Origin of the sequence: Serratia sp. LACPHL-BACT-2024-00286 (assembly GCF_043109535.1) — a bacterium.
In the GTDB taxonomy this organism is placed as follows: Bacteria; Pseudomonadota; Gammaproteobacteria; order Enterobacterales; family Enterobacteriaceae; genus Serratia; species Serratia sarumanii.
In genome coordinates this window covers 86,957-99,579 of record NZ_JBICNA010000007.1, presented here as the reverse complement: position 1 = coordinate 99,579, position 12,623 = coordinate 86,957, and the positions used below count along the sequence as shown (strand labels likewise).

At 58.9% G+C, this 12,623-nt stretch carries 10 protein-coding genes and 4 tRNA genes; 12 read left to right on the top strand and 2 right to left on the bottom strand.

Features of this window, described 5'->3' with window-relative positions; genetic code table 11:
• Position 1 precedes the first annotated feature (1 nt).
• The 12 genes from rfbA (at position 2) to ACF8MC_RS20165 (ending at position 9,557) form a co-directional block, all read left to right on the top strand.
• Positions 2 to 883: a glucose-1-phosphate thymidylyltransferase RfbA gene (rfbA, locus tag ACF8MC_RS20220; RefSeq protein ID WP_041037221.1), complete on the top strand. Its 882-nt coding sequence runs from the start codon at positions 2 to 4 to the stop codon at positions 881 to 883.
• The gene (rffC, locus tag ACF8MC_RS20215; protein WP_164105539.1) at positions 861 to 1,592 is read left to right on the top strand and encodes a dTDP-4-amino-4,6-dideoxy-D-galactose acyltransferase; all 732 of its coding nucleotides are present in this window, start codon (positions 861 to 863) and stop codon (positions 1,590 to 1,592) included. The genes rfbA and rffC overlap by 23 nt, the downstream gene beginning before the upstream one ends.
• Positions 1,579 to 2,709, top strand: a complete 1,131-nt coding sequence (gene rffA, locus ACF8MC_RS20210; RefSeq protein WP_033636640.1) for a dTDP-4-amino-4,6-dideoxygalactose transaminase — start codon at positions 1,579 to 1,581, stop codon at positions 2,707 to 2,709. The genes rffC and rffA overlap by 14 nt, the downstream gene beginning before the upstream one ends.
• Position 2,710: 1 nt before the next feature.
• The gene (gene wzxE, locus ACF8MC_RS20205; protein WP_033636642.1) at positions 2,711 to 3,961 is read left to right on the top strand and encodes a lipid III flippase WzxE; all 1,251 of its coding nucleotides are present in this window, start codon (positions 2,711 to 2,713) and stop codon (positions 3,959 to 3,961) included.
• Positions 3,958 to 5,043, top strand: a complete 1,086-nt coding sequence (locus ACF8MC_RS20200) for a TDP-N-acetylfucosamine:lipid II N-acetylfucosaminyltransferase (protein ID WP_033636643.1) — start codon at positions 3,958 to 3,960, stop codon at positions 5,041 to 5,043. The genes wzxE and ACF8MC_RS20200 overlap by 4 nt, the downstream gene beginning before the upstream one ends.
• Positions 5,040 to 6,407, top strand: a complete 1,368-nt coding sequence (gene wzyE, locus ACF8MC_RS20195; RefSeq protein WP_164105541.1) for an ECA oligosaccharide polymerase — start codon at positions 5,040 to 5,042, stop codon at positions 6,405 to 6,407. Before ACF8MC_RS20200 ends, wzyE begins: the two co-directional genes overlap by 4 nt.
• 14 nt (positions 6,408 to 6,421) lie before the next feature.
• Positions 6,422 to 7,162, top strand: a complete 741-nt coding sequence (gene wecG / locus ACF8MC_RS20190) for a lipopolysaccharide N-acetylmannosaminouronosyltransferase (RefSeq protein ID WP_164105543.1) — start codon at positions 6,422 to 6,424, stop codon at positions 7,160 to 7,162.
• A 365-nt stretch (positions 7,163 to 7,527) separates the two neighbouring features.
• Positions 7,528 to 8,931 carry an amino acid permease gene (locus tag ACF8MC_RS20185; RefSeq protein ID WP_033649864.1) on the top strand — a complete coding sequence of 468 codons (1,404 nt, stop codon included), beginning with the start codon at positions 7,528 to 7,530 and terminating at the stop codon, positions 8,929 to 8,931.
• A 135-nt stretch (positions 8,932 to 9,066) separates the two neighbouring features.
• A tRNA-Arg gene (locus ACF8MC_RS20180) sits at positions 9,067 to 9,143 on the top strand.
• A 59-nt stretch (positions 9,144 to 9,202) separates the two neighbouring features.
• A tRNA-His gene (locus tag ACF8MC_RS20175) sits at positions 9,203 to 9,278 on the top strand.
• A gap of 41 nt (positions 9,279 to 9,319) precedes the next feature.
• Positions 9,320 to 9,406 (top strand) — tRNA-Leu (locus ACF8MC_RS20170).
• 74 nt (positions 9,407 to 9,480) lie between these two features.
• Positions 9,481 to 9,557, top strand: a tRNA-Pro gene (locus ACF8MC_RS20165).
• Between the two features lie 725 nt (positions 9,558 to 10,282).
• On the opposite strand, the gene hemY is transcribed toward ACF8MC_RS20165, so the two are convergent.
• Complete coding sequence (hemY, locus tag ACF8MC_RS20160) at positions 10,283 to 11,479, bottom strand: protoheme IX biogenesis protein HemY (protein WP_033649634.1); 1,197 nt, start codon at positions 11,477 to 11,479, stop codon at positions 10,283 to 10,285.
• Between the two features lie 3 nt (positions 11,480 to 11,482).
• The gene (gene hemX, locus ACF8MC_RS20155; RefSeq protein WP_164105545.1) at positions 11,483 to 12,607 is read right to left on the bottom strand and encodes a uroporphyrinogen-III C-methyltransferase; all 1,125 of its coding nucleotides are present in this window, start codon (positions 12,605 to 12,607) and stop codon (positions 11,483 to 11,485) included.
• Between the last annotated feature and the right edge of the window lie 16 nt (positions 12,608 to 12,623).

Below are 12,623 nucleotides of genomic sequence, written 5' to 3'. Positions count from 1 at the left end.
TATGAAAGGTATTATTCTGGCCGGCGGTTCCGGTACGCGTCTGCATCCGATTACCCGCGGCGTATCGAAACAGCTATTGCCGATTTACGATAAGCCGATGATCTATTACCCGTTGTCGGTGCTGATGCTGGCGGGAATCAAAGATATTCTGATTATCTCCACGCCGGAAGATCTGCCTTCATTCAAGCGGCTCTTGGGCAGCGGCGAAGCGTTCGGCATCAATCTCAGCTATGCCGAACAGCCAAGTCCCGATGGCCTGGCTCAGGCATTTTTGATCGGTGAAGAATTTTTGGCCGGTGAGCCGAGCTGTCTGGTTTTGGGCGACAATATTTACTTTGGTCAGGGGTTCAGTCCCAAGTTGAGAAGCGTTGCAGCACGCACCACCGGCGCGACCGTGTTTGGCTATCAGGTGATGGATCCCGAGCGCTTTGGCGTGGTGGAGTTTGACGACCACTTCCGCGCGCTGTCGATCGAAGAAAAGCCGGTTAAACCGAAGTCTAACTGGGCGGTGACCGGCCTGTACTTCTACGATAGCCAGGTGGTGGAGTTTGCCAAACAGGTGAAGCCTTCGGAGCGCGGCGAGCTGGAAATCACCAGCATTAACCAGATGTATCTGGAACGCGGAGAGCTGAACGTCGAGCTGCTGGGGCGTGGTTTCGCCTGGTTGGACACCGGGACTCACGACAGTCTGCTGGAAGCCAGCAGCTTTGTGCAGACGGTAGAAAAACGCCAGGGCTTTAAAATCGCCTGTCTCGAGGAGATCGCCTGGCGCAATGGCTGGCTGGATGATGAGGGCGTAAAACGCGCGGCTCAGACGCTGGCCAAAACCGGTTACGGCAAATATTTACTGGATTTACTGCATGCGCGTCCACGCCAGTATTGAACCGCTGCAGTGGGAGAGCGACTTCTTCCACTTGGAAAGCGCCAAGTTACATTTCGATAGCTCGGCGGCACCCGTAGCCGAGGCTGATTTGGATGCCTATGCGTTGGTGCAGGCCAAAATCCCCGCTTGCCACCTGGAGTGGGCCGATGCGCTGTCGACGCTGGGATTCCGGCTGGTCGAAGGGGAAGTGGACCTGGTGGTGAACGTTGCGCCTGAAAGCGCGATGGCCGATGCCGCTTCGGCGGTTGCGGTGCGTCAGGCCGTTCCCGAGGACATCTCGTCATTGCGCGCTGCCGCCGGTGAGGTGTTCGCCGCCAGCCGATTTCGCGCCCCGTGGTACGATCGCGCCGATAGCGGGCGATTCTATGCGGCCTGGATCGAAAAAGCGGTGCAGGGCACCTTTGATCATCAATGCTTGCTGGTGCTGGATAGCCAGGGGCAACCCGAAGGCTTTGTCAGCCTGCGTGACATTGGCGGCCAGGAAATGCGCATCGGCCTGTTGGCGGCTTTCCCCGGCGCATCCGGCCGGGGCGTGGGCGCCAGGCTGATGACGGCGGCGATCGCCGAATGTCGGCAGCAGGGGATGCAGCGCCTGCGGGTTGCGACCCAGGTGGGCAATATCGCCGCATTACGACTCTATCAACGACAGGGTGCCGTGATTGAAAGCACCGCGTACTGGTTATACAGAGGTAGACATGATTCCATTTAACGCTCCACCGGTTGTTGGCACTGAACTGGAATATATGCAGGCTGCCATGGGCAGCGGCAAATTGTGCGGCGACGGCGGTTTCACCCGCCGCTGCCAGCAGTGGATGGAACAGCGTTTCGGCAGCGCGAAAGTGTTGTTGACGCCTTCCTGCACCGCGTCGTTGGAAATGGCCGCCATTCTGCTGGATATCCAGCCGGGTGACGAAGTGATCATGCCAAGCTTTACCTTCGTTTCCACCGCCAACGCCTTTGTGCTGCGCGGCGCCAAAGTGGTGTTCGTCGATCTGCGTCCAGACACCATGAACATCGACGAAACCAAAATCGAAGCGGCGATCACCGATAAAACCCGCGCGATTGTGCCGGTGCACTATGCCGGCGTGGCCTGCGAGATGGATACCATCATGGCGCTGGCGAAGAAATATAACCTGTTCGTGGTGGAAGATGCCGCGCAGGGCGTGATGTCGACCTACAAAGGCAAGGCATTGGGCACCATTGGCCATATCGGCTGCTTCAGCTTCCATGAAACCAAAAACTACACCGCCGGCGGCGAAGGCGGCGCGACGCTGGTGAACGATCCGGCTCTGATCGATCGGGCGGAAGTCATCCGCGAAAAAGGCACCAACCGCAGCCAGTTCTTCCGTGGCCAGGTAGACAAATATACCTGGCGCGACATCGGTTCCAGCTATCTGATGTCCGACCTGCAGGCCGCCTACCTGTGGGGCCAGCTGGAAGTGGCGGAGCGCATCAACCAGCGCCGTTTGGCTCTGTGGCAGAAGTACTACGACAGCTTCCTGCCGTTGGCCCGGTCAGGCCGCATCGAACTGCCGGTAATCCCGGCCGACTGCGTGCATAACGCGCACATGTTCTATATCAAGTTGCGCGATATCGAAGAGCGCACGGCCTTTATCGACTACCTGAAGGAAGCCGAAATCATGGCGGTGTTCCACTATATCCCGCTGCATGATTGCCCGGCCGGCGAACGCTTTGGCCGCTTTGCCGGCGAAGATCGTTACACCACGCAGGAAAGCGCGCGCCTGGTGCGCTTGCCGCTGTTCTACAATATGTCTGATGTCAATCAGCGTACGGTAATCAATACCATCCTGAGTTTCTTTGCCTGATATGTCGTTGGCAAAAGCATCGATATGGACCGCCGGCTCCACGCTGATCAAAATCGGCGTGGGGCTGTTGGTGGTGAAACTGCTGGCGGTGGCGTTTGGCCCCAGCGGGGTGGGGCAGGCGGGTAATTTCCGCCAGTTGATTACCGTGCTGGGCGTGCTGTCCGGCGCGGGCATTTTTAACGGTATCACCAAATACGTGGCGGAGTACCACCAGGATCCGCAGCGTCTGCGTCTGGCGGTGGGCACCGGGTCGAGCATCGTGCTGGGCTTTTCGACCTTGCTGGCGCTGGTGTTTCTGTTCGCCGCCGAACCGATTAGTATCGGGCTGTTCGGGCATGCCGATTACGTCGATGTGGTGCGCGCCGTCGCTTTCATTCAGATGGGCATCGCCTACGCCAACCTGTTTATGGCGGTGCTGAAAGGCTATCGCGACGCGATGGGCAATGCGCTGGCGGTGATCGGCGGCAGCCTGATCGGCGTGGTGGCTTATTACCTGTGCTTCAAGCTGGGCGGTTATGAAGGCGCGCTGGCGGGGCTGGCGCTGGTGCCGGCGTTGGTGGTGCTGCCGGCCGGGCTGATGCTGTGGCGGCGCAAAACGCTGCCGCTGCGCTATTTGGCGCCGCGCTGGGACAAACTCGTGGCCGGCAACCTCGGCAAGTTCACCGTCATGGCGCTGATCACTTCGGTGACGCTGCCGGTGGCCTATGTGATGATGCGTAACCTGTTGGCCGCGCATTACGGTTGGGATGAAGTGGGGATCTGGCAGGGCGTCAGCAGCATTTCCGATGCCTATCTGCAGTTCATCACCGCCTCGTTTACCGTCTATCTGCTGCCGACGCTGTCGCGGCTGACGGACAAGGGCGCCATCTCGCGGGAGATCGTGCGCTCGTTGAAATTCGTGCTGCCGGCGGTAGCGGCGGCGAGCTTTACGGTGTGGCTGCTGCGTGATTTCGCCATCTGGCTGCTGTTCTCGGACAAATTCGTCGCCATGCGCGATCTGTTTGCCTGGCAGCTGGTGGGCGACGTGCTGAAAGTCGGGGCTTATGTGTTCGGCTATCTGGTGATCGCCAAAGCATCGCTGCGCTTCTATATCCTGACGGAAGTCAGCCAGTTTCTGCTGCTGACGCTGTTCTCGCACTGGCTGATCCCGCTGCACGGCGCGCTGGGGGCGGCTCAGGCCTATATGGCAACCTACATCGTGTATTTCGCGCTCTGTAGCTGCGTATTTCTTATCTATCGTAGACGAGTATGACCACACTGATTCACGTTCTGGGATCCGATATCCCGCATCATAACCAGACGGTGCTGCGCTTCTTCAACGACGTGCTGGCGCCGCGTCTGCCGGCTGAGCAGACGCGGCATTTTATGGTGGCGGCCAAGGATGTGGCGGCACTGGGAGATTTCCCCGCCCTGAACATTGCGCCCTACGCGGACAAGAAAAGCCTGGCGGCGGCGGTCATCGCGCGTGCTCAGGCCGATCGCGATGCGCGCTTCTTCCTGCACGGCCAGTTCAATCCGGGGCTGTGGCTGGCGCTGCTGAGCGGCAAGATCAAGGCGCGTCAGGTCAGTTGGCATATTTGGGGCGCCGATCTGTATGAAGACGCCACCAGCTGGAAATTCCGGCTGTTCTATCTGCTGCGCCGCATTGCCCAGGGGCGGGTGGGGAACGTGTTTGCTACCCGCGGTGACGTGATTCACTACCAGCAGCGCCATGCGCGGGTGCCGGCCTCGCTGCTGTACTTCCCGACCCGCATGGATCCGGCGCTGACCGACGTTCACGTCGAGAAAAACCTGGCCGGGCCGATGACGATTCTGGTGGGCAACTCCGGCGATCGCAGCAATCGGCATATCGAAGCGCTGCAGGCGATTCATCAGCAGTTCGGCGCCGACGTGCGCGTGATCCTGCCGATGGGTTATCCGGCCAACAACGATGCCTACATCGAGCAGGTGCGCGCCGCCGGGTTGCCGCTGTTCGGCGAGAAAAACCTGCAGCTGCTCACGCAGCAGGTGGCGTTTGAGGACTATCTCAATATTTTACGCGCCTGCGATCTCGGCTATTTCATTTTCAATCGCCAGCAGGGGATTGGCACCCTGTGCCTGCTGATTCAGTTCGGCGTGCCTTTCGTGCTCAGCCGGCAAAACCCGTTCTGGCAGGATTTGGCGGAACAGCATCTGCCGGTGCTGTTCTACGGCGATTCGCTGGACGAGGCGGTGGTGCGTGAAGCGCAGCGTCAGCTGGCGGCGGTGGATAAACAGGCGATCGCCTTCTTCAATCCGAACTATGTCGACGGTTGGCAGCAAGCCCTGGCGTTGGCGGCGGGAGAGCACTCATGACGTTGGCGCAATTCGGCGGCCTGTTCGTCGTCTATCTGGTCAGCCTGACGTTTATCCTGACGCTGACCTATCAGGAGTTTCGGCGCGTGCGCTTTAACTTCAACGTCTTCTTCTCGCTGCTGTATTTGCTGACGTTTTATTTCGGTTTTCCTTTGACCTGCCTGCTGGTGTTCCAGTTTGACGTCGAGGTGGTGCCGGTGGAGTTTCTGCTGTACGCCCTGCTGTCGGCGACGGCGTTTTACGCCATCTATTACGTTACCTACAAGACCCGGCTGCGCAAGCGCCGCACGCAGCCGCGCGCTGCGCTGTTTACCATGAACCGGGTGGAAACCCATATGACCTGGGTGCTGCTGGCGCTGGTGGCGATCGGTACCGTTGGGATCTTCTTCATGCAGAACGGCTTCCTGCTGTTCAAGCTCAATTCCTACAGCCAGATCTTCTCCAGCGACGTGTCCGGCGTGGCGCTCAAGCGGTTCTTTTACTTCTTCATTCCGGCGATGCTGGTGGTCTATTTCCTGCGGCAGGATCTGCGCGCCTGGTTCTTGTTCCTGGTGGCGACGGTGGCGTTCGGCATTCTGACCTACGTGATCGTCGGCGGCACCCGCGCCAACATCATCATCGCCTTCGCGCTGTTCCTGTTTATCGGCATCGTGCGCGGCTGGATCACGCTGTGGATGCTGGCGGCGGCGGGCATATTCGGCGTGGTCGGCATGTTCTGGCTGGCGTTGAAGCGCTACAGCCTGGACGTCAGCGGCGCGGAGGCGTTTTATACCTTCCTCTACCTGACCCGCGATACCTTCTCGCCGTGGGAAAACCTGGCGCTGCTGTTGCAAAATTACGACAAGATCGATTTCCAGGGCCTGGCGCCGATCTTGCGTGATTTCTACGTCTTTATCCCTACCTGGCTCTGGCCCGGCCGGCCGGACGTGGTGCTGAACTCGGCCAACTACTTCACCTGGGAAGTGCTGAACAACCACTCCGGGCTGGCGATTTCGCCGACGCTGATCGGTTCGCTGGTGGTGATGGGCGGCGCGCTGTTTATCCCGCTCGGCGCGATTCTGGTGGGCATGATCATCAAGTGGTTCGACTGGCTGTATGAGCTGGGCAAAACCGAGCCGAACCGCTATAAGGCGGCCATTCTGCAGGGGTTCTGCTTCGGCGCGGTGTTCAACATCATCGTGTTGGCGCGGGAAGGGGTGGATTCATTCGTGTCGCGCGTGGTGTTCTTCTGCATTATTTTCGGCGCCTGTCTGGTGCTGGCGAAGTTGCTGTATTGGCTGTTCGATACCGCCGGGCTGATCAAGGCCAGAGTGACGCGCACCCGCGCGCTGGCGTCGCCGCCTCGGGCCAACGGTCTTTTGTAAGGGTAATGAGAACGATGGAAGCAAAGATTTCGGTGCCGCAGTATGAGCTGCGCGGTTTCAGCCTGTGGGGCTTTCGCGATATGGCGCACTGCATGGACTTTTTGTTCGACGGCGGCCGGGTAAAACAGGGCACGCTGGTGGCCATGAACGCGGAAAAGATCCTGAAGGCGGAAGAGGACCAGGCGCTGCATGCGTTGCTGGATGAGGCGGAGTACAAGTACGCAGACGGCATCAGCATGGTGCGCTCGATTCGCCGCAAATACCCGGCGGCGGACGTTTCGCGCGTTGCGGGCGCCGATCTGTGGGAAGCCTTGATGCAACGCGCCGGCCGTGAAGGCACGCCGGTCTTCCTGGTCGGCGGCAAGCCGGAGGTTTTGGCGGAAACCGAGCAAAAGCTGCGCAGCCAGTGGAATGTCAACCTGGTGGGCAGCCAGGACGGCTACTTCAAACCGGATCAGCGCGAGGCGCTGTTCGAGCGTATTCGTGCCAGCGGCGCCGCGATCGTGACGGTGGCGATGGGATCGCCGAAGCAGGAGATTCTGATGCGCGACTGCCGCAAGGTGCATCCGCAGGCGCTGTATATGGGCGTGGGCGGCACCTACGACGTCTTTACCGGCCATGTGAAGCGTGCGCACAAGGTGTGGCAGAACCTCGGTCTGGAATGGCTCTACCGCCTGCTCAGCCAACCCAGCCGCATCGGCCGGCAGTTGAAGCTGTTGAAGTTTGTCGGCTACTACTACAGCGGCAAGATGTAACCCCTCATCCGGGGCGGAAAGTGCTGTTCCGCTCCGGTCTGCTGTACCAATAATCTGCTTTTGCGCGTTTCTCCCGCATATCTATAACCCTCGGCCCTAAACGTCGTCGCATTTATTCCATAAAGTTTTAAATTGCGGTTTGCTTATAGCGGCGAAATGCGAAACGATACCGCCCGGAAATTATCCCTGGCCGCTGAAGCTTGATGCGACAGCGCTGAACGATGTCCTTCTCACGGCCACTTCGCTCCGACAACCCGTTGATGCCAATCCGATCGGCAGGGGATGATTTATTCTTTTAATAATGACAATAACGACCGGCAGCGGCCGGCAGGCAAACACGACCCGAGAAAAATTATTGAGGATTTATGGCACACAAAGAGAAACCGCAAGGGCTACACCGGGGCCTTGAGGCCCGGCATATCGAGCTTATCGCTCTGGGGGGCACCATCGGTGTCGGCCTGTTTATGGGCTCGGCCAGTACGCTGAAATGGGCGGGGCCGTCGGTGCTGCTGGCTTACATTATCGCCGGGCTGTTCGTGTTCTTCATTATGCGTTCGATGGGGGAGATGCTGTTCCTCGAGCCGGTTGCCGGGTCGTTTGCCGTTTACGCGCATAAGTACATGAATCCCTACTTCGGTTACCTGACCGCCTGGGGCTACTGGTTTATGTGGATTGCCGTCGGCATTTCTGAAATCACCGCCATCGGGGTGTATGTGCAGTTCTGGTTCCCGGAAATACCGCAGTGGGTGCCGGCGCTGATCGCCGTAGCGATGGTCGCGTTGGCCAACCTGGCGGCGGTGCGCCTGTACGGTGAGCTGGAGTTCTGGTTCGCCATGATCAAGGTCACCACCATCATCGTGATGATTCTGGTGGGGCTGGGGGTGATCTTCTTCGGCTTCGGCAACGGCGGTGAACCTATCGGTTTCGCCAATTTGACGGCGCACGGCGGTTTCTTTGCCGGCGGCTGGAAAGGCTTCCTGTTTGCGCTGTGCATCGTGGTGGCGTCCTATCAGGGGGTTGAACTGGTGGGCATCACCGCCGGGGAAGCCAAGAACCCGCAGGTGACGCTGAAACGCGCGATCAACAATATCCTGTGGCGCATCCTGATCTTCTATGTCGGTGCGATCTTCGTCATTGTCACCATCTTCCCGTGGAACGGCATCGGCACCACCGGCAGCCCGTTCGTGCTGACCTTCGCCAAGATCGGCATCGTTGCCGCCGCCGGCATCATCAACTTCGTGGTGTTGACCGCCGCGCTCTCCGGTTGCAACAGCGGCATGTACAGCGGCGGCCGCATGCTGTACGCCCTGGCCAAGAACCGCCAACTGCCGGCGGCGTTGACCAAGCTTTCCGCCAGCGGCGTGCCGGTGAACTGCATCGCCGTCACCATCGGCTGCCTGTTAGTGGGCTCCGCGCTGAACTACATCATCCCGAATCCGGAGCAGGTGTTCGTTTATGTCTACAGCGCGAGCGTGCTGCCGGGCATGGTGCCGTGGTTCGTGGTGCTGATAAGCCAACTCTATTTCCGCCGCGCCCATAAGGAAGCGATCAAAAACCACAGCTTTAAGTCGATCATGTTCCCGTATGTGAACTATCTGACCATCGCTTTTCTGGTTTGCGTGCTGGTCGGCATGGGAATCAACCCGGATACGCGCATTTCCCTGCTGGTCGGGGCGATTTTCTTAGCCGGCGTCAGCCTGTGCTACTTCGCTTTCGGCATGCACAAGAAACATCATCCGGTTGAAAATCGGGTAGAAACGCGCCAATAAACGGCGAAAAGGGGCTACGGAGTGCGCTTTTGTGCGCGGGAGTGAGCAAAGCGTAATCAAACGCAACATTTCTGCGAAAAAGCACTAGACAGGATTGGCGTAAATCCGTAGTATCCCCTCCCGCAACGGCGCTACGCGCCCGTAGCTCAGCTGGATAGAGCGCTGCCCTCCGGAGGCAGAGGTCTCAGGTTCGAATCCTGTCGGGCGCGCCATTAAGTTTGTGCGCAGGAGCTGCGGTGGTATATTACCGCGTGAGTAAGAAGTAGTAATGGTGGCTATAGCTCAGTTGGTAGAGCCCTGGATTGTGATTCCAGTTGTCGTGGGTTCGAGTCCCATTAGCCACCCCACTTCCTGACGAAGTGACGATTTAGCAGTATTTTGTGACAGTGCGAAGGTGGCGGAATTGGTAGACGCGCTAGCTTCAGGTGTTAGTGTTCTTACGGACGTGAGGGTTCAAGTCCCTCTCTTCGCACCACGCAAAATATCTGATAAATATAAGATTTATATGGACAATGGTCTGATAAATCGGGTAGTATGAGCAATATAAATCGGCGAGTAGCGCAGCTTGGTAGCGCAACTGGTTTGGGACCAGTGGGTCGGAGGTTCGAATCCTCTCTCGCCGACCACATTCGAAAAACCTGCTTTTTAAAGCAGGTTTTTTTTCGTCTGCAGTTTATGAGGATGAGTACCTCCGCAGGAGGTTCGAACCTCGCGAAGCGAGACGAAGGTAGGCCCGTGCAGCAATGCGCGGGCTTTTTGCGTATCTAAGGATGGGCACTTTGTCTCTGTCGGCAAGCGTGTTGGTTTTCAGCGACAGAGCCATCCAGCGCTGTCGTCAGGTTGAGACAAATAATTGATTGATTTAAAAAGATAAAATGGGCTTTGGCTTAAGTCGTCGTTTTGAGGCGACATTCTTATTACGGCTGCTGGCATGGAATGCCAGAGAGTGGCATATAACAGGAAAGACAGGGTTAAATTAAAAATTAATATATTTCAATGCATTGAGACCCGTTTTTTATTGGGAATGGCCTTGGCCTTAAAGTTGGCACGCCAAGTGCAATATCTATAGCGTAGATGCTCATTCCACCTCTTATGTTCGCCTTAGGCCTCATAAACCCTGGGAATGACGCAGAGCCGATTTAGGGTGCCTATCGCCCACGAGAACGATGACTAACCTGTCATCACGCTCAGGGCAAAACGTTGAGTGAGGCACCGCCCCTGTTGTCCTAGACCTGATTGCTTCTTTATACACTTGCCCTGCGGCAAGTGTTTTTTTTTGCGCCTCAGGATGTTAACTGGCAAAAAAAAGCGCGGCATCAAGAGCCGCGCTGTTCTTCAATCGTGCAGGGCGCTATTCGCCGCCGTTCTGTTTCAGCGTCAACATCAGTCCTTCGCGCCGCATCTGCGCCGCTTCATCCGAACGATGCAGTTTTTCCAGCGTATCGGCCAACCAGGCGTAGTCGTAGGCATCCGGGCGCTGTTTCAGCGCTTCGCGGAAGACGTCGGCCGCCTGCTGCCACTCGCCGTGTTTCATCAGCAGCTGCCCCAGCGTGCTGTTCAGCAGCGGCGTCGCGCCGTGCTGCTTCATCTGCTGGCGCAGCGCTTTCTCCAACTGCTCGGGGTTGCCGGACTTCAGCCGCGGCAGCAGCAGCACCAGGCGCTCGTCGTATTGGCGCTTCAGGCTGTCGAGCACGATCTCCTGCGCCAGTTCGTGGTCGTTGCATTCGATCAGGTGTTCCACCATCGCGATTTGCAGCGGCACTTCGTGACGCGTCTTGCGGCTCTGATCTTTCCACCAGCGCTTCAGGCCTTCGCTGCCTTCGTCCGCCATCGCCTGATTCATCAGCCCGATATAAGCCTGCTGCTGCAATGCCTGCAGTTGCTCTTCGCTGTGGAGTTCGATTTTACGCATCGACGGCAGCACTTCCAGCAGCGACGCATAGGCGCCGGTGCGCAGATAGGCTTGTTCCGCCAGGCGCAATACTTCCGGATGACGCGGCGCCTGGTTCAGCAGGCGATCGACGCCGTGGCGCGCGGCATGGTTCTCGCCCTGCGCCAGCTGGATGCGAACCCGGGTGATATCCACCGGCAGCTGATCGGTGTCGGCCGCTTCGGCAGCGCGCTCCAGATATTGGTTGGTGCGGAAATCATCGCCGCGTTGCTGTGCGGCCTCGGCGGCCAGCAGGTAGTTCACCACCGGCTGTTCGGCGTGATCGGCGTTGCGCGTCATCAGCTTCTCGACCTGCTTGTAGTCGCCTTCCGCCAGCTTGATCAGCGCGGCCTTGGTTTGCTGGCGCGCGCGAGTGCGCTTGCGGCCGATAAACCAACCGCGCGTGCGGGCGCCGGTGCGGAAGAGACGGCGCAGGATCCACTCGATCGCCAGCAGCACCACGAACAGCAGCACCAGCATGATCGCCAGGCCGGTGACGCTGGTTTCGATATTGTAGTTGTCGGTCTGGATCAGCACATAGCCTTGATGCCCGGCCAACATCGGCCCGAGCACCACGCTGGCGATCACCACCAGGAACAGAAATAGCACGCGTAACATGGCTTAACCCTCCTGGTGAGCGGCAGGGGACTGGGTCATCAGGTTGCGCACCCGGGTCTGCATCACTTTTTCCAGCAGCGGCTGGCTTTTCAGCTGATCCGGCACGTCCATCGAGATCGACTGTTGGCTCAGGCTGTCCAGCTCTTCCAGGAAGGCTTTAGTCGCCGGATCGGTGGTGTCGAAATAGGCGCGCACCCAGGTGGAGACGGTTTCCAGCGATTGCTTGTAGGTCTCGTTCTGGTGGCGCGGGATGGCCTGCGCGGCCACCAGCAGGCGCGAGCGGATGTTTTCGCGCAGGTAGATGTCCTGGTTCGGCGCCAGCAGCGGTTCGGCGCTGGCGTCGCGGCGGCGGATGGTAATGAAGTCGGCCATGAAATTGCGCCAGCTCTTGGCCAGGTTCTGCCGCCACTCGGCGATCGAACCGGAGAGCTCGCTGCTGTTTTGATCCATCGGCGCTTCGTCGGTGTCGTTGTCCGCCAAGCGCAGGTTATCCACCTGATTGGACAGCTGATTGACCTTGAGGATGATGCCGTCGTAATCGACCTGGGTCAGCGTAGCAAGCGTGCCGATGTCTTCGGTAATGGCGCGGCGCACGTCGAGCAGGCTAGGATCGTTCATGTCCGCCAGGCTGGCGTCGGCGCTTTTCAGCAGCGCGGCGGCGCTGGTCACGTCCTGATCGCTCCACAGCTTGCGGCCGGCCATTTTCACCAGGAAATCGGCCTGCGCCAGCAGCCAGGTTTTGGCGTCGCTGCCGGAGATGGTCGCCACTTTTTCCTGCAGCTCGCTCAGTTGGCGCGCGAGGTTAGCCTGCTCGCGATCGGCGGCGTCCAGGGTTTTACCCTGCTGCTGCAACAGGCCTTCCAGCGCATTTCTTTCCTGCTGCTGGCTCTGCTTCACGCCTTCAAGCTGCTGCTGCAGCGCCTGATTGGCGGCGATCAGCTGTTGCGCCTGCTGGTGCGTGTGGTAATAGCCGCCCGCGCCGAGGGCGATGACCAGCACGATAGCGATCGCGCCGAGCACCGGGCCGGTGTTCTTGCCTTTGCGGCTGGCAGCGGCTGGCTGCTGGGAGCTCTCAACCGCGATGGTTGGCTCTTCAACCGGAGCGGATGGGGTATTTTGTTCCGTCATAGTGGCACATCCCATA

Bases quoted from the DNA above. Each gene is read 5' to 3' on its own strand.
- rfbA (WP_041037221.1), top strand. From the start codon at position 2: ATGAAAGGTATTATTCTGGCCGGCGGTTCCGGTACGCGTCTGCATCCG.
- rffC (WP_164105539.1), top strand. From the start codon at position 861: ATGCGCGTCCACGCCAGTATTGAACCGCTGCAGTGGGAGAGCGACTTC.
- rffA (WP_033636640.1), top strand. From the start codon at position 1,579: ATGATTCCATTTAACGCTCCACCGGTTGTTGGCACTGAACTGGAATAT.
- wzxE (WP_033636642.1), top strand. From the start codon at position 2,711: ATGTCGTTGGCAAAAGCATCGATATGGACCGCCGGCTCCACGCTGATC.
- ACF8MC_RS20200 (WP_033636643.1), top strand. From the start codon at position 3,958: ATGACCACACTGATTCACGTTCTGGGATCCGATATCCCGCATCATAAC.
- wzyE (WP_164105541.1), top strand. From the start codon at position 5,040: ATGACGTTGGCGCAATTCGGCGGCCTGTTCGTCGTCTATCTGGTCAGC.
- wecG (WP_164105543.1), top strand. From the start codon at position 6,422: ATGGAAGCAAAGATTTCGGTGCCGCAGTATGAGCTGCGCGGTTTCAGC.
- ACF8MC_RS20185 (WP_033649864.1), top strand. From the start codon at position 7,528: ATGGCACACAAAGAGAAACCGCAAGGGCTACACCGGGGCCTTGAGGCC.
- hemY (WP_033649634.1), bottom strand. From the start codon at position 11,479: ATGTTACGCGTGCTATTTCTGTTCCTGGTGGTGATCGCCAGCGTGGTG.
- hemX (WP_164105545.1), bottom strand. From the start codon at position 12,607: ATGACGGAACAAAATACCCCATCCGCTCCGGTTGAAGAGCCAACCATC.